This is a genomic window from uncultured Chitinophaga sp., from assembly GCF_902168175.1.
In the GTDB taxonomy this organism is placed as follows: domain Bacteria; phylum Bacteroidota; class Bacteroidia; order Chitinophagales; family Chitinophagaceae; genus Chitinophaga.
The window spans coordinates 36,145-58,572 of the sequence record NZ_CABHOU010000052.1 but is presented as its reverse complement, the minus strand read 5'-3'; the positions used below and the strand labels follow the sequence as shown (position 1 = coordinate 58,572).

At 48.0% G+C, this 22,428-nt stretch carries 16 protein-coding genes; 4 read left to right on the top strand and 12 right to left on the bottom strand.

Features of this window, described 5'->3' with window-relative positions:
- Nucleotides 1-9 precede the first annotated feature (9 nt).
- The 3 genes from QZT80_RS10405 to QZT80_RS10395 form a co-directional block, all read right to left on the bottom strand.
- Entirely contained in the window at nucleotides 10-513 is a 504-nt protein-coding gene (locus QZT80_RS10405; RefSeq protein ID WP_295121444.1) for a dihydrofolate reductase, read from the bottom strand.
- A 2-nt stretch (nucleotides 514-515) separates the two neighbouring features.
- Nucleotides 516-1,310, bottom strand: coding sequence for a thymidylate synthase (locus QZT80_RS10400; protein WP_295121442.1), 795 nt, complete (start codon nucleotides 1,308-1,310; stop codon nucleotides 516-518).
- A 74-nt stretch (nucleotides 1,311-1,384) separates the two neighbouring features.
- Nucleotides 1,385-2,563, bottom strand: a complete 1,179-nt coding sequence (locus QZT80_RS10395) for a proline dehydrogenase family protein (RefSeq protein ID WP_295121441.1) — start codon at nucleotides 2,561-2,563, stop codon at nucleotides 1,385-1,387.
- A 703-nt stretch (nucleotides 2,564-3,266) separates the two neighbouring features.
- On the opposite strand from QZT80_RS10395, the gene QZT80_RS10390 reads away from it, so the two are divergent.
- The gene (locus QZT80_RS10390; protein ID WP_295121439.1) at nucleotides 3,267-4,034 is read left to right on the top strand and encodes a FecR domain-containing protein; all 768 of its coding nucleotides are present in this window, start codon (nucleotides 3,267-3,269) and stop codon (nucleotides 4,032-4,034) included.
- Here the strand turns inward: QZT80_RS10390 and QZT80_RS10385 are convergent.
- From QZT80_RS10385 to QZT80_RS10345, 9 genes are all read right to left on the bottom strand, one after another.
- Nucleotides 4,031-5,239, bottom strand: coding sequence for an FAD-binding oxidoreductase (locus QZT80_RS10385; protein WP_295121437.1), 1,209 nt, complete (start codon nucleotides 5,237-5,239; stop codon nucleotides 4,031-4,033). The two genes, QZT80_RS10390 and QZT80_RS10385, sit on opposite strands and share 4 nt — an antisense overlap.
- Nucleotides 5,240-5,266: 27 nt before the next feature.
- The gene (locus QZT80_RS10380; protein ID WP_295121435.1) at nucleotides 5,267-5,632 is read right to left on the bottom strand and encodes a hypothetical protein; all 366 of its coding nucleotides are present in this window, start codon (nucleotides 5,630-5,632) and stop codon (nucleotides 5,267-5,269) included.
- A gap of 277 nt (nucleotides 5,633-5,909) precedes the next feature.
- On the bottom strand, nucleotides 5,910-6,947 hold the full coding sequence (locus QZT80_RS10375) for a sugar phosphate isomerase/epimerase (protein ID WP_295121433.1): 1,038 nt from the start codon (nucleotides 6,945-6,947) through the stop codon (nucleotides 5,910-5,912).
- A gap of 367 nt (nucleotides 6,948-7,314) precedes the next feature.
- Nucleotides 7,315-8,262 carry a hypothetical protein gene (locus tag QZT80_RS10370; RefSeq protein ID WP_295121431.1) on the bottom strand — a complete coding sequence of 316 codons (948 nt, stop codon included), beginning with the start codon at nucleotides 8,260-8,262 and terminating at the stop codon, nucleotides 7,315-7,317.
- 34 nt (nucleotides 8,263-8,296) lie between these two features.
- Nucleotides 8,297-8,968, bottom strand: a complete 672-nt coding sequence (locus tag QZT80_RS10365) for a hypothetical protein (RefSeq protein WP_295121429.1) — start codon at nucleotides 8,966-8,968, stop codon at nucleotides 8,297-8,299.
- An 11-nt stretch (nucleotides 8,969-8,979) separates the two neighbouring features.
- Nucleotides 8,980-10,488 carry a RagB/SusD family nutrient uptake outer membrane protein gene (locus QZT80_RS10360; protein ID WP_295121427.1) on the bottom strand — a complete coding sequence of 503 codons (1,509 nt, stop codon included), beginning with the start codon at nucleotides 10,486-10,488 and terminating at the stop codon, nucleotides 8,980-8,982.
- 11 nt (nucleotides 10,489-10,499) lie between these two features.
- Entirely contained in the window at nucleotides 10,500-13,643 is a 3,144-nt protein-coding gene (locus QZT80_RS10355) for a SusC/RagA family TonB-linked outer membrane protein (protein ID WP_295121425.1), read from the bottom strand.
- A 580-nt stretch (nucleotides 13,644-14,223) separates the two neighbouring features.
- Nucleotides 14,224-16,413, bottom strand: a complete 2,190-nt coding sequence (gene recQ, locus QZT80_RS10350) for a DNA helicase RecQ (RefSeq protein ID WP_295121423.1) — start codon at nucleotides 16,411-16,413, stop codon at nucleotides 14,224-14,226.
- Between the two features lie 131 nt (nucleotides 16,414-16,544).
- Nucleotides 16,545-17,150, bottom strand: coding sequence for a hypothetical protein (locus QZT80_RS10345; protein ID WP_295121421.1), 606 nt, complete (start codon nucleotides 17,148-17,150; stop codon nucleotides 16,545-16,547).
- Between the two features lie 297 nt (nucleotides 17,151-17,447).
- Here QZT80_RS10345 and QZT80_RS10340 point away from each other — a divergent pair, with 297 nt between their 5' ends.
- The 3 genes from QZT80_RS10340 to QZT80_RS10330 all read left to right on the top strand — a co-directional run bounded on the left by QZT80_RS10340 (nucleotide 17,448) and on the right by QZT80_RS10330 (nucleotide 22,387).
- Nucleotides 17,448-18,275: a lipopolysaccharide assembly protein LapB gene (locus QZT80_RS10340; protein ID WP_295121419.1), complete on the top strand. Its 828-nt coding sequence runs from the start codon at nucleotides 17,448-17,450 to the stop codon at nucleotides 18,273-18,275.
- Between the two features lie 279 nt (nucleotides 18,276-18,554).
- Nucleotides 18,555-18,947, top strand: a complete 393-nt coding sequence (locus tag QZT80_RS10335) for a response regulator (protein WP_295121417.1) — start codon at nucleotides 18,555-18,557, stop codon at nucleotides 18,945-18,947.
- Nucleotides 18,944-22,387, top strand: coding sequence for an ATP-binding protein (locus QZT80_RS10330; protein ID WP_295121415.1), 3,444 nt, complete (start codon nucleotides 18,944-18,946; stop codon nucleotides 22,385-22,387). The genes QZT80_RS10335 and QZT80_RS10330 overlap by 4 nt, the downstream gene beginning before the upstream one ends.
- Nucleotides 22,388-22,428: the final 41 nt, after the last annotated feature.

Below are 22,428 nucleotides of genomic sequence, written 5' to 3'. Positions count from 1 at the left end.
TAATAATCTTTATACTTCATTGGTTTTCCGCTCCCACACCTCAAAGGTATAAGCGTAGGCATGTTTTTCATCAGCCTCATGCCTGTCGGCCTTTACTTTAGTCCATTCGCCTGCATTAATTTCAGGAAAAAAAGCATCTCCTTCTACCTGCGCATGTACCCGGGTAATGTAAATACGGTTCACTAAAGGAAATGACTGAATAAATATCTCGGTACCACCTGTGATGAATATCTCGTTGACATCGTAAGTCTTAGCCTTATCCACAGCAGCGCTGATGGATGATACCACATCGACTCCTTCCGGTGCATAATCCTGCTGGCGGGTAATGACGATGTTTTGTCTGCCTTTCAGCGGTTTACCTACAGAATCGAATGTTTTACGGCCCATGATGATGGGCATCCCCCAGGTGGTGTTCTTAAAATATTTCAGGTCGTTAGGCAGGTTCCAGGGTAACTGGTTATTGATGCCAATCACATTATTTTCAGAAGCCGCCACGATAATGGAAACTGTCATAACTATATGGCCACCGGGGCTTTAATATGAGGATGCGATTGATAATTTTCCAACGCGAAGTCTTCGAACTCAAAAGAGAAGATATCTTTTACTTCCGGGTTCAGCTTCATTGTAGGCAGCGGGTATGGTTCGCGGCTCAGCTGGAGTTTGGCCTGCTCGATGTGGTTGCTGTACAGGTGTACATCGCCGAAGCTGTGTACGAAGTCGCCCGGCTGCAGGTCGCAAACCTGGGCGATCATCAGCGTGAGCAAAGCATACGAAGCGATATTGAAAGGCACGCCCAGGAACACATCGGCACTGCGCTGGTAGAGCTGACAGCTTAATTTGCCATCTGCCACGTAAAACTGGAACAGGCAATGGCAGGGACTCAAAGCCATATCGGGTAAGTCGGCCACATTCCAGGCGCTGATGATCAGGCGGCGGGAATCGGGTGTCTTTTTGATCTGATCGATGAGTTGCGTTACCTGGTCAATCACCTTACCGTCTGCACCCTGCCAGCTACGCCACTGGTGACCGTAAACCGGCCCGAGGTCGCCATTTTCGTCGGCCCATTCGTTCCAGATGCTTACACCGTTATCTTTCAGGTATTTGATATTGGTATCGCCTTTCAGGAACCAGAGCAGTTCGTATATGATGGACTTGAGATGCGTTTTTTTGGTGGTCACCATTGGAAAGCCCTTTTGCAGGTCGAAGCGCATCTGGTAACCAAAACAACTGATGGTACCGGTACCGGTACGATCGGTTTTAACGGCGCCGTTATCGATAATATGTTGGAGTAAGTCTAAATACTGTTGCATACAGGCGGCAAGTTAAGAAAAAAGCCTCCGAATACCGGAGGCCTTTATGCACAATCTGTTAGTAAAAAGTTGAGTTAAATACCCCTTCGCTTCATCTCCTTACGGATAAGGCCCAGTTCGCGCCCCATTTGCCCGGCGATAGAAGTATTTTCCTGCGCACGACGGATCAGGTAAGGCATTACATCCTTCACGGGACCGTAAGGCAGGTATTTGGTAACATGATAACCGGCATGCGCCAGGTTAAAAGTGATATTATCGCTCATACCGTACAACTGCGAAAAGTGGATGCGCGGATGATTGGGCGGCAGGTGCCTGTCCGCCATCAGTTTAGTGACCAGCAGTGTACTTTGTTCGTTATGGGTACCCACGAACAGGCCCAGCTTGTTGATATGATCCAGGCAGAAGTGTATGGCTTCGTTATAATCCTCGTCTGCCGACTGTTTATTCGGCTGGATGGGTGACTGGTAACTTTGTTCCTCCGCACGTTTACGTTCTTTTTCCATGTAAGCGCCGCGCACCAGTTTGGCACCCAGCATATAACCACCCTGTTCCGCCTTTTGCAGAGAGGTTTTCAGGAACTCCAGGCGGTCGTGGCGGTACAACTGGAAAGTATTGTACACGATTACTTCATCGCGGTTGTAGCGGGCCATCATAGCATCGGCCAGGTCATCTACCGGTTGTTGGATCCAGGATTCTTCGGCATCGATCAATACGCCAACTTTATGCATGGCACCTGCTTCAACGATGGTATTGATGCGGGAACGTACGCGGGTGTACTCGCGATCTTCTTCGGCGCTGAGCGGTTCACCGGCATGCAGTTTTTCCAGCAGGGCAAAACGGGCGAAGCCGGTTATTTTAATGGCGATAAAAGGAAGGTGTTTTTTACCGGCCGCATATTTGATCGCGTTCAGGAATTCGGGAACAGCATTGTCATAGTTCTCCTCTCCCTCCATGGCCTCTACGCCGTAGTCGAGGGTAGCACCTACGCCAAACCTGCTTAGTTGCTGCGCGGTAGCAGCAGCTTCTTCGAGGTTTTCGCCCCCACAAAACTGATCAAATATGGTGCTTTTAATAATACCCTTAACCGGCAGGCCCAGTTTAAAGGCAAGCGGCGTAGCAAAGGCGCCGAATTTTACCAGCCAGGGCTTACCGATATTGGAAAAAAGGAAGTTCGCTTTTTTTAATGATCGGTTGGTCCTGTGCTCAAATGCAATAGCTGTATTCTCGAAAGAAATGAATGGCTGCGTTTCCATGGCGGGCAAAGTTAGGGTGCTCAATTGTGATTGCAAAAACAATATAGCCTGCCCCGTTAACGCATATTATCTATTTCTTATCCGAGATTGCCTGGCACAATAAACGTACGGTATACGCCCCATCTGATCTATATCTGAATTTTTTCGGCGCACTCACCCATAATAGTCAACATAGAATACTAATTATAGATATTATAAGGAATTGTTAAAAATACTTAAAAGTGAGTATAGCGGAATAAGTGGGCAGCGATTACCTTTGCACGAGAGCATTCATCCAACTCCCAAGTATAGAGAGCAATTTGAGTATAAACAATCCCTTGCCTCAGCCTTCAACTTCTTGTAAGCACACGGCCCAGCAGGGGAAAATTGAGAGTAACAAACCTTCAACAGTGAATATGGACACACCAATCACCATTACAGCTGCCTTTAAGGGTTGATTCATCACAACACCAGACTAAACTGATTTAAGATACCCGGGTTGATACCCACATCAGCCTTGTTGCTTGCCCCAAGGATTTAAGCTGTCTTATCTGCGATGCATCATCATATGATGGTTTATCGTAAAATAAGGTGGCTTATAATCATTTAGGGGCGACCTATGTTTCCGCAATCGCCGAAAAATTTATTACTTTTAAGGCGGGGCAATCAACCAACCATGGCAGCACAAGAACTTTGCAATTCCAAAGGCGAACACGTTATGAATATGAAACGAAAGAAACATTCCTGGCAACCATTTACGGCAGGCATTATATTAGTGATGCTGTTGATTTCCGGTTTTATGTACTACGATCATGACCGTGTACAACGGCCGACGCTGGCTATGGACCCCAACACCCTGCGCGCCGGCTACCAGGCATACCATTGCCAGCATGGCAACCGTAAAGTAATCACCCTCGCTGATGGCACCAGGGTTACCCTTAACTCACAGACCACGCTCTGGGTACCTAAAAATTACCGCGACAGCGCACATACGCTGGTATTGAACGGCGAAGCGTTTTTCGAAGTACCGGCCAATGGATTCATTCCCTTTACCATCATCACCGATAAACTGATTACCACCGGTTACCATGGTGCCTTACGCATCCGTTCGGCCGAAAGCCAGCCTGGCGCAACTGTACATGTGCTGGACGGGCAATTTACCGTACGCAAAGCCTATCACTCCCCCACCGATAACCAGCCCGAAACGCTGATAGCCGGTAACGAAATACTGTTTAACAAAGACATCGACCTGATGGAAAAGGAAACCTACAACGTGGCGGAACTGGAAGAATGGAAAAAGGGGAAACTGGTTTTTGAAGATGTGCCTTTACATACGGCTGTTCGTAAAATTGAAGCCTGGTATGGTGTAGAGATCGCGATGCGGGGTAACGGGCAGGATACTAAAGTGTCAGGGGAATTCGATAATGTATCTTTGGATAATCTGCTAGACGTTCTTCATTCTACCACCGGGGTTAAATTCTCTATGAACTAACGGTTAAGGCGGTCGAAGGAGAACACCGGCGACAGTTCATTTTTCTTTCCTAGTATCATATCTGTAACAATACCTGCAGCCACCTGGCTAAAGGTAATACCGTTGCCACCGAAGCCCAGCGCAAAGTACGCATGCTTCATGGGTGGATATACACCTATGTACGGCAAACCGTCTTTGGTAGTCCCAAATGTGCCTGTCCATTCAAACTCAGGCAGAAAGTCGGTTTTAGGAAATAGTTCGTTAAAATCGCCCAACAGCTGGCGGGATTTCGAGCGCAGCAGTTTATCTCTCTTTACCGGGTTATAGAAATTTACGTCGCGGCCGCCTATGAGCAGGCGATTGTCATGGGTGGTACGCATGTAACGATATGGCTCCTTTGTTTCCCAGATCAGGCAGTTCTCGTGCCAGAAGGTAGACCGGCTATACGTTTCACTGAGCAACGCATAAGTAGCATGCAGGTCTACCACATGTTGTTTAATGTATTGGGTAGATTCGTAGCCGGTGGCGATGACCAGCTTCTTCGCCCTTATCTTTTTCCCGTTATGCGTGGTAAGGGTTACACTACGCGCCGTCATATCTATATCCAGTACATTGGTACGATCGTATACCGCAGCACCCTGCCCAATTATGTATTGCAGCAGTCCGTGGGTAACGGTGTAAGCATCAGTATATGCGGCGCATTGTGAATAGATGGCGGCAGGCGCTTCGAAGCCCATACGGCTTTTCACCTGTTTACCGCTCCAGAGCTCCACGTCAAAGCCGTGTTTCCGGCGGGCAGCAAATTCCTTTTCTATAAAGGGGATGTGTTTATCGGATGAAGCGAAGTACAGGCTTGTTTTACGTTCAAACTCCTTCAGTTTCAGCTTTTTGCAGATACGCTCAATATCATCAATAGATTGTTTGCAGGCATGATAGGCGGTGGCGGCATGTTCCTCACCCACTTTATCGATAAGCTTGTGTAGCGGTACATCAATTTCGTATTGCAGAAGTGATGTACTGGCGCAGGTGCTGCCGAGTCCTACCGTACGGGCATCCACAACGGTGCAGCTGATACCGGCGTTTACCAGCGAATAAGCCGTGAGTGCGCCGGAAATACCAGCACCAATCACTACTACGTCCGTACGGATATTTTTTTCAAGCTTAGGGTAATTAAACGGCAGCCCAAACCGCACCAGCGAATAAGGCAGGCCAGCATGCAAAATCATGGATCGTGATGTGAGGTATCGTTTACGCTAGTCGCGAACGGCAAAAGTGGTATTTTCGTAACGCTCGTGACGGCCCATTTTACGAATGAAGTTATATAAAGTATCACCTTCATAATCAGCATAGCTGCCAAAAGCGTTCATCAGGTAACCGGTGTTGCCCGATTCGTCTTCGATCAGGTAAATGATAGCGGGATCGGCATACCTGGAACCTGTTGGCACTTGCAGTGTTTCGATCACACGCAGTTCTTCAGGCGTGTATTTGCGGGTGTTTTCCTGCAGTCTTGCCCGGCCATCGTTACGCAAAACGAATTCCTGTCCGTAACCACGGGCTTTTAATTCTTGAATGAGACTGCTTATAGAAGCGGTGCTTGAGGTTGTAACTTGCTGAGCCATACTATCCAGGTTTAATTGTTGTTAAAAAATTGGTTTTTGTCGGTTCCGTGTCCTTTTGGGTGATTAACGATTGCAAAAAGCAGACCATCTGCCGGGCTAACTAACTTTGGGGAGTTTGTATAGTGCAAATAAAAGGCATTTCGGTGAGAAACGAACCCTCACAGTTGCAAAACTGATCAGATTGAGGATTTTTGGCAACAGGTGGGATAAAAATGGTGATAAAATGAAAGGCCAGGCTTCGCAGCCCGGCCCTCCTATTGTATACTGACGGTTAGCCTTAGCTTAAAACACCGCCTGCTTTTATCAGCAGGTCGCGGGTCTTTTTGATGCCTTCTTCTTCACCCAGCTTCGAGCCTTCGTACTCAATGCCTATGTGTCCGGTATACCCGGCGTCCTTTACGATCTTCAGCATTTTATCATAGTCTACCTGAACAGAATTACCGGCATCGTCGAAGTCGTAGGTTTTAGCACTCACGCCTTTGGCGAAAGGCATCAGTTCCTGTACGCCGATGTATTTGTCGTATTCTTCAAGGCATTTGGTCGCGGCCCAGCCTTCGGGTGTATTAGTTTCCGGTTTGGTGCGGTTGATGCAGAAGTTACCGAAATCGGGGAGCGTGCCGCAGCCGGGTTTGTTTACCGATTTCATGACATTACTCAGCCACTTACCGTCGGAAGAGTAACCACCGTGGTTTTCCACGATAACGCCTATGTTAAAGTCTTTTGCAAAGTCGGTAAGTTTTCCCAGACCATCGATCGCCGCCTTGGATACCTCTTCGGCCGTACCTTCTCCTGCCGCATTTACGCGGATAGAGTGGCAGCCCAGGTATTGAGCAGCTTCTACCCATTTGTAATGATTCTCTACCGCTTTGAGCCTGGCTTTTACATCCGTATCGCCGAGGTGGCCTTCATTATCGCACATAATGAGTACGCTGCGAACGCCATTGTCGTCGCAACGTTTCTTCATTTCGGCCAGGTATGTTTTATCTTTTGCTTTGTCTTTGAAAAACTGGTTCACATATTCCACCGCACTGATATCGAAATCCTTTTTGGCGCGCATGGCGAAGTCGAGGTGGTCCATTTTACCGCCCATCAAAGCTTTATGGAACGACCATTCAGCCAGGGAGATCTTAAAAAACAGGTCTGCCGCAGTTTTGGCCTTACCAGTAGAATCGGTGCCAGCGCTGGCGCTATCGGACCCAGGGGTTTTACCTGCATTGTTACAGGCTGCCAGGAAGGCCGGACCGAGGCTTACGCCGGCTGCAAATACACCCATCCTGCGCAGGAAATCCCTGCGGTTATTGAAGTTGCTATTCATGGATTTTCGTGGTTTTAATGATGTGGGCTGTTAATAACGTGGTTAAATAGAATGCATTCTGAAAGTACAATTTATTTTCTAAAATTATCAGGTAAGGGGGTGAGATTATTTAAAGAAGGGCAAACACTTGTACAGCCGTTAAAGGAGCAACCGCTGATTTACGGTGTATACACCGCCGTGATGGAGGATCTGATCTTTGCCCAAGGTTGTTACAGCCGTTGAAGGGAGTGACACAACGGCGGCCGGGATTTGTTCCCCAGCCTGTTTAATAAAAAAAGAATGCCGGCCTAGTCTGCCATGCGCGAGCAAAGCATTATAAGGCCGGCCTCTGTTCATATTTCAACCAAATTAAGAAAACGAAAAACGGTTATGGCTTTCTTTCCACACCCGTTTGCATTGTTACGATGTAGGTGCCGCTGCCGAAAAAGGTAATGCCGAAAGTAGCATTTACGTTACGGTTGATTGTGTTAAAGGCACCCGGAATACGGTAATAGGAGCTCGTTTCGCCATTAGGCTGTGTAAAGAATGGGAACCTTGTCAGATTAGGGTGCTGGAACTCCAGCGCCGTATCTGTTTTTACTTCCGGAAAGAAAGGATTATACAGTTTAAAGTGCGCCCTGTCGCCACGGAGAATAATTTCTCCGTTTTTAGGATTAAACGGAACCCCTTTGGTGTCTACAAATTTAAACACCAGTTTGTTAGGCGCATCCGGGTAACGGTCGATCGTCATAGGCATGCTGCCGTCGCCGATATTCTGGAAATCCGTTTCCGCTCCTACGGGAGAAGAAGTACGTGTTTGACGGGTAATAGTGTACCATGTTTTAGGAGCGATCAGGATGTTACCGGCATTCTTAAATACCCGGGTACCGCGCATATTTGACACTTCCACATCAAACTCATAACGGCCTGTATCCAGGAAACTGGCCGCGGGCGAAACGATGATACGGCCGCCGATGGTAGCGATATCAATAGGCCGTTTCATGCCCCTTGTAATTTTTTTATTGATCAATTCTATCGTTGTATCTGCAGCCGTAAGTTCGGCCAGGTAGATAGGCACTTCCCGCGGTTGCAGGGTAGCGCTATCGAGCGCTTTACCGGTGGCCTTACTGCGTATTTCCAGCAACTTTACTTTTAGTGGTAAAGTTGAGCCATCGGCAGGGATAGGTGTTGTATAACTAGCCGCACCCTGTGTAGCGATGAGCGTAAAAGGCATGTACTCCATCCTGTCGCTCAGGTAACCTTCTTCCACCTTTTTGCAGCAGAACAGGGTAACACTGAGTCCGGAGAGTATTAAGATGATATATCGCAATTTCATGTTCAGATCATTTCAGTTAAGTAATAAACAATTGTCAGAACCGCACAAAACCATGGCTGTTTTGCAGTACGTGCAGGATAGTCCCTTTACCGTTCTGCGTTTCAATACCGGTGGTTTGGCATAATACCGTTGCATCCACATTTGGGTCGTTTCCTGAAGGCGGGTTATTGGGATCATCCAAACCTCCCCGAACTTTAACGAGGTAGAGATAATAAACCGGCTCGAATGAGAAATCGGTACTCACCTGCTGCCTCCTTTTACGTACGGCCATACTTGTGCCGGCGAGGCTGGATTTAAGAACAGGATCCTCCGATGTAAGAGCTGAAACCGGGATCTTATCAGCAAACATGTACTGACGGATAGAATCCGCCGTAAGGTCGCGGTAGAGGCTATCCATGGTATACTTTGCATTTTCGTCCCAGAACTCGGTCTGCACCTGCTTCATGTTCATGTAATTTCTGATGGAACGGTTAGTGACGGCGAAAAAAGTACCCGCGCCGTTCACTTCTTCCTGGAGACCGTAGTGATCCAGGATGGTAACTAATGTATCGAAGCTTTTCCACGGATGGTTCTTTAGAAACTCATACGTAGTAAGAGGCGTTTTGGCCGAGTGTACACCACTGTCGGTAAGATAATCGGCCTTTTTGCAGCTCACGGCCACCATCAGGCTGGCACATACCGCTAATAATAATATGTTCAGTTTCATGATGTTTTGCTTTAAAGTTTTCCTTCCCAGAATGGAGTTTGGGTAAGTTTAGGGTTGAGCACGAGCAGCAACATGTCAAGCGGCCAGTAATATTTACCGGCAGCAAAACTGGCGGCATCCATTTTTGCCCCGAATTTGTATACCTGTTTTGCACGTGCCAGCCTGATCATATCGTAGAAACGGTGTCCTTCCAGGAACAGCTCGCGAGCGCGTTCCTGTATTACAGCTTCGAAAAGACCTGCATCTGTAGCGTCGGTATCGCCGGCTTCTGCCGCAGCACGGATGCTATTGAGCGCTGTTCTTGCATCGCCAAAAGCAGATGTGGCAGCAAGAGCTTCGGCTTTCAGCAACACGATGTCGGAAAGGCGGAAGATGATGATGTTGTTTCGCGCGAGAGGGTTTTGATTGCCGGTTTGCGTGTAAGCGATATTCGAATACTTGATACAGATAGGCTCCTGACCGGTTGTCATAAATGCAAAAGCATGTTGCGCACGGAGGTCGTTAAGGTTCGTGAACAGCGCATCCGGATTAGTGGTGCTGTACAAGTGATTCTTATCGAGGCCATATGGCGGAATGGTGGAGGTATTGGTCATCAGGTAAGGGGCCACCAGCGTTTTAAACGCAATGCCATTGCTGTTACCTTCAGTAGTGCTGCTCATCGCGATCTCAAATATACCTTCTGAAGAAACAGTAGCGGAAAACATTGCAGGTATCGCACGTCTGTCGGCCAGCGCGAATCCGCCTTTACTGATTACTGAATCTGCGGCAGGAATAACTTTCGCGTAATTTCCTTGCCAGGCGTAGATATGAGCCAGTAAAGCAAATACTGCCGATTTATTTGCGCGTATACCACGATCGGCCGAGCTACGGTGACCATAAGTTGATTTAGGAAGCGCAGCCTCACAATCCTTTATGCATTGGGCCAGTACTTCAGCCTGCGGGGTGCGGGCCAACAAAGGCGCACCGGCAAGGTCAGTTACAGACTCCAGCACCAGGGGAACATCGCCCCACACACGCGCCATATAAAAATAGGTATAAGCGCGCATGAAATAGGCTTCAGCCATAAGCGCATCGCGTGCAGCTTCCGGGTTGCCCGAAGTGTACTCGCTCAGCGGAATGGTAGGCAACAGTTTAATACAACGGTTAGCCTGATCGATGATGCGGTAGAAGTTATCGTACCTGCGGTAGGCCACGATACTCCTGTAAGGTTTACTGTTAGTATCTACGAACACAGACCAGTCGATGGCGGCTGCCGACCTGGCATCGCCTCCTACACGGTCCACATTGAACTCGTCGGACGGATAATCGCCATGGGCAAAATACAGGTCTGCATCTCCACCGGTAAGGGCTTTTCGCAGGAGTGCATAAATGCCTGCCACGGCAGAATTGCCTTCTGCTTCGTTTTTCCAGAAGTTTTGGTCAGTAGGCTTACTGATCGGTTCCTGGTCAAGGAACTTGCTGCAACCAGATGCAAAAAGCATCGTGCAACCAATTGTTATATAGAGAAAGAATTTCTTCATGATGTTAGTTTTTAGAAGTTAATGTCCAGGCCCAATGTCCATTTCTTCGGGATGGGATAGTCGTTACCGGAAGAATAACCATCATAACCTACCGCTTCAGGATCAGGAACAGTAGCTGAAGTAATGGTGAACACGTTGTCCAGCAGTCCGTAGAAGCGGATGCCTTTCAGCTTCGTGGGTTTTACCCAGCGTTCGGGCAGGCTGTAGCCAAGACGAATGTTCTTTAACCTGAAGAAGCTGGCATCTTCTACGAAAATGGACTGAGATATATGCCATTTTTCAACACTGTTCGTGATCAGACCGGGCAAATTGCCTGTGCTACCCGGGCCACTCCAAAAGGAGAAATCGTCTCCAAAATCGGATGCCACTGCTGAATAACCTCCCCACCTGTTATAAGGATCCGCTGAACCGGCATCCTGCAATTTGTCAGACAGGTAACCGTTCCATAATTTACGGCCTGCGAAGAATGTGCACAGCACATCCAGCGAAAAGCCTTTGTAACTAAAACTGTTGGTTAAACCACCAGATATTTTGGGGTTTGGGTTACCGGCATTTTCCTTGTCCAGGAGATCTACGATATAATCGCCATTAAGATCGCGGCGGATTGGGTCGCCTGCACGGAAAGGATTACCATTTTCGGCCCTTAACGGTCTACCCGTCAATGGGTCAACCGGTACCTCGGCATCTGTCTGGTAAATTCCATCTACCTTCCACACATTGATCTGGAACAGTGGCTGACCAACAGTGAGAGAGCGCTGTAACCATGGATCCCCGAACTTAAAGTCGCGGCCACCCTGCGGCAGACGGGCCACCATATTTTCGTTGATGGCAATGTTGAAATTGGTACGCCATATGAAGCCCGATTTGGTAGAGAAGTTGGTAGAGTTGATCGCCAGCTCCACACCCTGGTTCAGCACATCCACGTAGTTGTTTCTAACCCGGGTGTAACCAGTGGTAGTTGTTACAGGTACATCAAATACCTTCGCATTAGACTCTCTGCGATAAAGATCCGCAGTAACCTGGATACGATCTTTTAGCAGGTTGAGGTCCATACCTAAGTTAAACTGCGGGCTGCGCTCCCAGGTAATACCATTAGCGGCACTTGTATTCGCATAATCAGGGTACATTACGTTGGTGCCGTTATAAGTATACATTGCACCACCGCCTGAGCCATTAACATTGGAGCCGCCATAGCTGGCATCAGACACAAGGCCCTGGTACTGCGCGTAATAATCCAGTGGATCGGAGCCTGTTACACCATAGCTACCGCGGAATTTCAGGAAGGAAACCGCATTTCTGAATACGCTGCTGAAGAAGGCTTCATCACTCACTACCCAACCAACAGAGGCGGAGGGAAACTCGCCCCAGCGGTCGTTTTTGGAGAAACGGGAAGATCCGTCGCGGCGATAGTTCAGCTGCAACAGGTATTTTCCTTTGTAATCATAACCTACACGTGCGAAGTAAGACAAACGTGTACGGGCCTGAATACCGGAATTACCGTTCAGGTCAGGTCCGGATGGTACACCCGTTACTGTTTTTACAGCATCTGCTATTATACCTGCACCATACAGGTAAGTATTATTAAGCACCTGCTTTTCCACGCCTTGCCCTACCAGCGCTGAAATGCTATGGTCTTCCGCCAATGTTTTGTTGTACATCAGGTAGTTTTCCACCTCATAACGGCGCATCTGGTTTACATTATTCTCAGCACTGTTAATGCCCCAGTTCATGATGGCCGGCCTGAAATAATCCCTTCTGGCCGTACTGAAGTTATAGGCCACATTACTGTTCCATACGAGTCCGGGAACGAAGGTGTATAACAACCGGGTATTACCCATCACCGAAGTGGTACGGTCATCATCCAGCATATCCTCAAAATCACCTGTAAAAATCTTCTTTTCTGCATCGCCTACTTTCCAGAATGATGCAGGGAAGCCCCATGTAGAAAAAGGATAGCGGCCACCATCACCGCGGCCATGCCTTGCTTTTGTAAATGTGATAAACAGGTCGTTAGAAATTTCCAGTTGTTTTGTAGGTTTTACCGACAGGAATAAACGAGGGCTTGAACGGATGAAGTCATATCCCTTCATCACACCATCTTCCTTATAATATCCATAAGCCAGGCGGTAAGCAAATACGTCCGATGCAGCACCTACGCTTGCATCTACGTTATTGATCGTAGCTCTTTTCAGGAACAGTCCCTGCCAGTCGGTATTGTTATTATACGCTGGATTCAGACTGTCTGTAAGCATCATATCTAACTGCTGATTCCTTAAATAATCTCCGTACTTCTGCAGCAGGTCCATCTTCATACGCCTTTCATCGGCACCCACCACCATGGGTTTCATAGCAGGTTTATCCGCAATACCCATGTAGCTGCCTACACGAATTTGCGGCGCTCCGTTTTTCGGACGTTTTGTTTTGATGATAATTACGCCGTTGGCTGCCCTCGCTCCGTAAATAGCAGATGCAGAGGCATCTTTCAACACGTCTACTGATTCAATATCATTTGGGTTGATGGCAGACAGCGGGTTGGAAAAGCCATAAGTGGCCTGAACATCACTTACATCGAAGATCACACCGTCAATTACATATAACGGTGCACTTACACCGCCCGGGTTTACACTGGTAGAACCGCGCACATTCACAATACTGCTGCTGCCTGGTTCACCGGTAGTGGTTAACACGGTAAGGCCGGGCACCCTGCCCTGTAACATCGCATCAAAGGTTGCGTAAGGTGTGTTCTCTATTTCTTTACCTTTTACAGAAGCTACCGCACCGGTGGTTTTACGGCGTGTAATATCCTGGTAACCGATGATTACCACATCGCTCAGGGCTTTTACATCTTCTTCCAGTTCGATATTTATCATACTACGGCCGCCCACCGTAATGGTTTGCTGCATGTAACCCATAAAGTTCACCAGCAGCGTGGCATCGCCCGATTTTACGTCGAGGCTGAACGTACCGTCCGCACCTGCGGTAGTACCCTGTTTGGTGCCCTTTTCTCTTACCACTACACCGGGCACCACGGTGTTGGTCTTTTTGTCGGTGACCTTGCCCGTTACCTTGAACTGGGCTAGTACGGCCAGCGGGAGCATGAGCAGGCATATCAGCACCGCCGCCAGCATCCGTTTGTAATTTGGTTGATACATCATTGTTGTTGTTATTAGAAGATGAAATGATATAGAAAGGTTAGGGCAATAAGAATCCTCAAGCTATCACAGGCTCGTTCGTGGAATACAATGCACCCTAAATAAACAGTGTTACCTAAACAGGGTACTCAAAAATCCTTATTGTATAGTCAATAGTTTTCCTCTGCCATACCAGATGGCAATTTGGTTGATGTTTTAAGCTTTGTTAAAAAATGGGCAATACGGCACCTTTTACCTAATACCGGTATCGGCTACCATTCTACATGAGTTTTTATTGTTTAAACGGAGTTTATACACACAATCCACTACAGTAGACAATTCCGTGTTGTTTTAAAATGCACAATTTTTCGTATTCTATCTGATCCTGGCTGAAATAATCTTTGTTAAAAACTGATAGGTTGATAAACGCTTACTGCGAAGGGGCTTGCTCACTATATCTACCAAACGTTTGCAACTATGCTTAATTGTCACTATGACACTATAAAACTACTGTGAAGAAGGGGCTAACACTTTACCGATTTTACCATCTTATACGCGGATATTACTTATTTAAATTGGGTGTAAAACCGACACTTATATACATTTATTGCTCCTGCTCCTGTAACCATTGATTATAAGCGATCACCGCACGGATCTCTCCGTAAGAAAACTGATCGCCTAATCTTTCCTTGAGCGGGCTCAATGCACCATCACCTATTTGTTCGATAGCGTTCAAAATAGGTGGTATTTTCTGCCTTGGCACCAGTTCGTGTACATCTAACTCGCCGGTGCGGATAAAGGCCGCTAAATGCGCCTGTATGGTATTAGGTGCCAGGCTGCGTAAATGAGCCACATCGTCCACCGAATTACCATCGAGGAACAGCTGGAGCGTTTGCCGCTGTGTATTGCTGCTGGAGGGCACTGCAGGCTTTTGCTTCGTCGCGCTGCTGCGTTTGGGAGCCGATGAAGATGGTTTAAGATGGATTTGCGTGGGAACGCGGTTAAGGATGCAATAATCCTGCACGGCCTGCAAAAACGCATCGCCGTATTTGGCGAGCTTCACATCGCCAAAACCGGAAATCTTTGAAATATCTGTAAGCGTGAGTGGCAGGTAAGTTGCCAGTTCTACCAGCGTGGCATCGGAGAATATAATATAGGGAGGTACATTATCGCGTGTGGCCAGCTCCCGGCGCAGTTGTTTAAGCAACTTGAGCAAATCGTCCTGCTGCGGATGTGGTTTGCCCTTTGCAGGCATACCTGGCTCGCGCAGCACTTTTTCTTCCTTCACCTGCCTGGTTAACATCACAGACTGACCGTTTTTTAACACTTCCCAACTGGTATCGGTGAGTTTCAAAATCGGGAACTCATTGCCCGCCAGTTGCAGGTACCCGAGTTGCAATAGTTCACGGCCATACAGCTTCCACTGCTCTTTGCTGTACTCCTTGCCTATCCCGTAAGTTTTAATATCGCGGTGAAAGTCTTTTACCGATGCGCTGCCCCGCAAAAAGTCAATTACATAGTTCATGCCCCAGCGTTCCTGCAGGCGGTAAACAGCGCTGAGCATCTTCTGTGCTGCAATGGTCGCATCTTCCCTCTCCCCTTCCGTCATACAACGGTCGCAGCTACCGCATTGGTCGGGCGCTGCTTCGTCGAAGTAATTCAGCAGGTATTTGCGGCGGCAAAGGAAAGTTTCACAGAGACCAGCCATCTGGTCGAGCTTTTTAAGCATGATGGCGCTCTGCTCCTCGTTGCCGTCAACCGTAGCGAAACGTTTGAGTTTAAACACATCGCCCGGACTGTAAAACAATATCGCATCGCTGTTAATACCATCGCGGCCGGCGCGGCCAGTTTCCTGGTAGTACCCTTCAATGTTTTTAGGCAGGTCCACATGCACCACGAAGCGCACGTTACTTTTATTGATGCCCATACCAAAAGCGATAGTGGCCACCATAATGCGGATATCATCTTTCAGGAACTTCTCCTGGCGCTCGTCCCTTACGTTACGCTCAAGGCCCGCATGATAAGCAGCGGCGGCAAAACCTGCACGTTGCAGGTCCTCGGCCAGCGATTCGGTGGAGGCGCGGGAGAGGCAATATATGATACCGCTGTCGTCCTTATGTTCTTCCAGGTATTCGGTAAGCTGGTCGAAGTAATTACGTTTGCTGCGGATGTAGTAGTTGATATTGGGGCGGTTAAAAGAGTTTTCGTAGACCTTATACTCCTTCAGCTCCAGTTTATGAATGATGTCTTTTTTAGTAAGCGAATCGGCCGTGGCGGTGAGCGCTATTACCGGTGTTTGGGGAAAGAACTGTTTTAACTGTCCAAGTCCCAGGTACTCCGGACGGAAGTCGTGGCCCCACTGGCTGATACAGTGCGCTTCGTCGATAGCGAACAGCGATATGTCCAGCGTTTGCAGGTATTGTATAAACTTACCGTCGCCAAGCAGGCGTTCGGGCGCTACATACAATAGTTTAAGGCTTTTATTGCGCAACTGGTGCGAAACCGTTTGCTGCTCCGCCATACTAAGCGTGGAGTTAAGGAAAGCGGCGGGAATTCCGTTTGCGGTCAGCGCGTCTACCTGGTCTTTCATTAAAGCAATAAGGGGCGATACTACGATGGTGACACCATCGAATGCCAGGGCTGGCAACTGGTAACAAATAGATTTACCACCACCCGTAGGCATTAGTACCACCGTATCTTTTCCGGCCAGCACATTTTCAACAATAGCCTGTTGATTATGGCGGAACTGATCGTAACCGAAATGATGTTTAAGAAGAGTTAACACAGATTGCATACCCCGACCTCCAATTGCTTTGGCGACAAATATAAGCGGAAAGGCCGACTTTATCCCTCCCAAAAACGGAACACCGCACCCTCTGCATATAAGAGACGGTGCGGTGTTCAAAGGCGGTTAAACCAGCAGGTTTAGATTTTTTTGTTGATGTATTTCGCCAACGCTTTACCGGTAATAGCGTAAGCTTCAGAAATACGCAGGCCCGAGTCGAAGTCGAAGCCCATGGCATCGCCACCCGGCGCATCTTCCACGGTAAACTTCACGATCGCCTCTTTGTGATCGCCAGCGGTTTCCACCAGCCAGATCTGCGTATCGATTTTAGCACTTTTACGCGTTATACCCACGTTAAAGCCAGGTTCGATGAAAGAAGTATGCACTACCAGTGTATACTTAGCCCTCTTATAGGACCCCGCAGGATGCTCGAAGTGTTTGGTGAACAATTCGTTAAACTTCGGCTCATAACGGAAAGCACGATCGTCTTTCCAGGCCTTTGCCCAGGCATCACCCTTACCGGCTTCCTTTTTGTTGTACTCGGCTTTTTTTCTTTCGATGTAATTTTCCTCGTTACCTTCTTTACCTACTTCCAGGTTATCGTAGGTAAATTCGGTGTTGAGGGTATCGATTCCTGCAAAGGCTTTAATGTCACCTTTTACCAGCTTTATTTTCTGGGCGGTTGCCAGCTGGGGTGCTAAACCGGCCACTAATAAAAAGGCCAGTGTGGTACGGATAAATTTCATATACTAATCTGAGGTTTTAGAGCTGCAAATATAAGTATAAGATTATTTATCATATCTTTTCAAATAAGAATTAATTTGTTAAAATCCGTTTAGCGTATAGTTTTGCGGTAACTACGGACATCATCCGGACATTTTGAAACTGCGCCGCAGCAAATTCTGGCATAAATACTGTGGCACAAGCATTATTATTGATCATCTAAAAGAAGGACATACCAAACGCACATTTTTTCGTACTTTCAGGTTGTTGTTACACACCCTGATTATCCGCGTACTGTTTTTTACAAACCTACCAGACTGATGCAAAACGACACTGCAACAATAAGCGCACTTTTCAACGCAGCAAACGTGGAAGTGGAAATGGGCAACCTTGAAGAAGCTGCTGTTTTCCTGCGAAAAGCCATCTTGCTGAAAGAAACTACAAATCCCGACGAGCCCACACTGGCAAACGATTACTTTGACTTAGGATTGATGGAAAAGGCCCTGGACAACCTGGAGGCTGCCAAAGATGCTATGCTCAATGCCCAGGAGTTGGAAAACAAAGCCGGTACAGGCCGCGACCTTTCAGACTTATATTATCACCTGGCGGCCGTAGAAAATAACCTGGGCAACTTTACAGCTGCCAAACTGCTTGTGGAAAAAAGTTTGCCGGGCATTATCGCTAAGTATGGCGAAAACGACCTGCGTACGGCTAACCTTTACTACCATCTTTCCCTTACAGAAGATGAATTAAGTAATACTGAAGCAGCCAAAGCCGCTATTGAGCAAAACATCCGTATTGAAGAAACGCATTATGAACCTACACATCCGTCGCTGGGAAAGAGTTTTTATCAGCTGGCCATGATAGAACGTAAACTTAAGAACTACGAAGCGGCCAGGGAACTGATCAAAAAAACACTGGAATCGGACTTTGCGCAGGAAGAAGTGTCGCCGATAGAAACAGGCGTACACTTCTGGAGCCTTTCTGAAGTTACCCTTGAAATGGGCGACCGCGAAGAGGCGAAAAAGATAGGTGTGCATTGTTACAACATGATCGATGAGGAAATTCCGGAAGATCATATCCTGAAACGGGATATGTATCAATACCTTTTCCGCAACTTCCCTGAGTTATTCGAGGAAACAGTTTAAGGAGCCATCATACACTACTAACAGGCAGCCTTTGCGGCTGCCTGTTTCTTTTATGTGAAACCCGGTATAAAATATGTACTGTAATAAAATAGAATTGCACAGTCTGCAAAAAACGCGCGAATGCCGTGGCAGTACAGTGTAAGATTTAGATATTTACTTATTAATGTCATAACAGGAATGACGGAATGTAGACATACCTGTGGAACAATATCCACAATGCCTTTAATAAGATCTATCTCTTAACCATTTAACCTCATTGGCTTGAAACCGCTAACATGCATGCTCATTGACGATGATGCCGATGACCTGGAGTTTTTCTCGCTGGCCATCAAACGCATAAACGAACAAGTACATTACATCGCCTTTACGGATGGTATGGAGGCGTTAAGGAAATTATCGGAAGAGGCGAGCATCCTTCCCGACTTCATCTTTCTTGACCTTAACATGCCACGTGTAGCGGGCAAACAGCTGCTTGTGGAAATGAAGAAACTCCGCCACCTGTCGGGCGTACCTGTTATCATTTATTCTACATCTTCCGAAACGCACGACATGGAGGAAACCCGGAATTTGGGAGCGGTAGATTACGTGGTGAAGGCTCCCAGTATTAAACAACTTTCTGAACGTCTTGAACAAGTGATTAATCAATATAAAAAGCCACCTTCCCCAGCATGAATACAGAGCAACAGACTATCCCCGGCTTTCTTACCGGAGGCGGCGAACTGGGAGAACGTATCAGGAGTAAAGACTGGTCGCAAACGCCACTGGGGCCTGTAGATACCTGGCCGCAAAGCCTTCGTACCTGCGTACGCATTATCCTTACTTCCTCCCAACCCATGTTCGTGTGGTGGGGGCCCGGATTAACAAACCTGTATAACGACGCCTATATCAGTATCATTGGCGGTAAACACCCTGCTGCCCTGGGACAGCCTGCCGCGGAAGTATGGAAAGAAATATGGCATGATGCAGGGCCCCGTGCAGAAATGGCAATCAGCAAAAACATCGGCACTTACGATGAAGCGCTGCTGCTTATTATGGAACGTAACGGTTATCCGGAAGAAACTTATTATACCTTTTCCTATAGCCCCGTTCCCGGCGACGATGGTATGCCGCATGGTATCATTTGCGCCAATACCGAAGATACCCGGCGCATTACCGGCGAACGCGAAATGCGTACGCTCAAGGACCTGGGCAAAAGCATCCAGGAAAGCAAAACCGTTCCTGAAACTTACCAGAGAACACTGGCCGTACTACAGCAAAACGCAAAGGATTTCCCCTTTTGCCTGATATATCATTTCGAGAACGACTGCTCAGAAGCGCGCCTCGCAGGTTGCAGCGCTGCCGAGTTATCGGGCCGGGCAGCACCATTACACCTGCGGCTGGGTGACGGCGAAACCGACAACTGGCGACTGGGAGAAGCCTGCAAACTGAACCAGCCCATTGTACTGGACAACGCTGAATCTATTTTTGGCCCATTACCCAAAGGCACCGACTGGCCTAAAAGCCCTGGGCAAATAATGGTAATGCCAATTATACAGGCCGGACAAAAATACCCGTTCGCTGCGCTGGTGGTAGGTCTTAACCCCTACCGGAAAGCCGACGAAAAATACACAGGCTTCCTGCAACTGGTGGCCGACCAGATCGCTTCGGGAATCGTGAACGTACTGGCTTACGAAGAAGAACGCAAACGTACCGAAGCACTACTGGAGATAGACCGCGCCAAGACAGCTTTCTTCAGCAACATCAGTCACGAATTTCGTACGCCCCTTACATTGATGTTAGGGCCACTGGAAGAACTACTGAATGATCCGCAACAGGTATTGCCTGAACTTCATAAGGCCAACATTACCTCCACTCACCGCAACGCCCTGCGTTTACTGCGGCTGGTAAATACATTGCTGGACTTCAGCCGCATAGAATCAGACAGGATGCAGGCATCGTTTTCGCCGGTGGAACTGGGCAACTTCAGTACCGACCTTGCCGGTAGTTTCCGTTCCGCTATCCAGCATGCGGGACTTAACTTCGAAGTGCAATGCGGCCCGCTGTCGCAACTGGTTTACGTAGACCGGCAGATGTGGGAAAAGATCGTGTTGAACCTGCTTTCAAACGCGTTTAAATACACACTTAAAGGCACTATCAAAATAACAATCACAGAGGAAAACGGGCTGGCCGTACTACGCGTACAGGATACAGGCATCGGCATCCCGAAGGAAGAACTACCCCTGATGTTCGAGCGTTTCCACCGGGTAAAAAATGCTACCGGGCGCACGCACGAAGGTACCGGGATTGGTCTTTCACTCGTGCGCGAGCTGGTAAACATGCACGGTGGTAAAATTAAAGTAGATAGCGAGGTAGGCAAAGGCAGTCTGTTTACGGTCACCATCCCACTGGGCAAAGAACACCTGCCGCCCAGCCACGTATTTGAAACGGAGCAAACCGATTACGAATCTACCTTACCCGAGATGTACGTAAACGAGGTGCTGAGCCTCTCCGGCAGCGAAGTGGCTAAGATAAATGCCCACACCCATCAACCCCAGGAAATAATATCAAATATCCAGGCCCCGGCACATGTGCTGGTGGTGGACGATAATATTGATATGCGCGATTACATTGCGCGTTTACTGCAAAAAAACTACAGGGTAACCACGGCAGTGAACGGGCAACAGGCACTCGAAAAAATAGCCATTGAAGCACCCGACCTTGTACTCTCGGATGTGATGATGCCCGTAATGGATGGCATTGAACTGTTACACCGCCTGAAAAGCAACACTTCTACAGCATCCATGCCCGTCATACTTCTCTCCGCACGGGCAGGCGAAGAAGCGAAGATAGAAGGGTATGATATCGGGGCAGACGATTACGTGGTAAAACCCTTTTCCGCCCGCGAGTTACAGGCACGCATCAAGGCGCAGATAAAAATTGCCACCATACGCAGGGAAACAGAACAACACCTCCGCAACCTGTTTAACCATACACCTTTCCCGGTAGCCATTATGCGTGGAGAACCACTGGTGGTGGAGCTGGCCAATGAAGCCATGCTGAACTTCTGGAACCGTAAACAGGAACAGGTGGTGAATAAACCGTTACTGGAGATATTCCCTGAAATAGGCGATCAGTCGCCCTACAGGATGATATCCGAAGCGATGCATACGGGTAAACGGCTTAAGGAGAAGGAGAAGATCGTGACTTACAGCCGCAACATCGACCATATGAGCAATGCCTATTACAACGGCGTTTACGAGCCGGTAACCGACGAAACCGGGCGTGTTACACATGTAATAGTGATGGTGCAGGATGTTACAGAGCTGGTAGTGGCCAGACAATTGGCCCAAAGCAGTGCCGACGAACTGGAGAAAAAGGTAACCGACCGTACGTCGGAACTCAACCACAGCAATGAACTGCTGCTCAAATCGAACCACGAACTGGAACAATTTGCCTATATCGCCAGCCACGATTTGCAGGAACCGCTGCGCAAAATCCAGGTATTTTCCGAGCTGCTGAAAGAACATCTCGAAGAAAAAGAAGTGGCCGGGCAATACTTTGAAAAGATCAACGACTCCGCCCGCAGAATGGCTTCGCTGATTCGTGATGTGCTGCACTATTCAAGGCTCAGCAAAGTGCCGGAACAACTGGCCAGCGTAGATCTGAACAAGATACTCCAAAACGTGACCACCGACTTCGACCTGCTGATCGAGCAAAAGAAAGCGGTGGTAAAGATCGCTAAACTGCCAGTCATCAAAGGTGTTACCACACAGCTGCAACAGCTGTTCGCCAACCTGATGGGCAATGCATTGAAGTTTGCCGACAAAGAACAACCGGAAATCAATATCAACTCACGGATGTTACCTGCCGACGAGATAAAACGATATGCTAAGTTAGATCCCGCGTTACAATATGCGCAAATATCCTTTGCAGATAATGGTATTGGCTTTGAGCAGCAGTATGCGCAGCAGATATTCGTGATTTTCCAGCGCCTGAACGACAAACAGACCTATAAAGGAACGGGAATCGGACTGGCGTTGTGTAAAAAGATAGTGGAGAACCATCATGGCATTATTGCCGCGAAGGGCGAACCGGGAAAAGGGGCTACGTTTGAAATGATATTCCCAGTGTGAATAACAGGATAAAAAAAGCCCGGCGTTTATAACAGACGGCG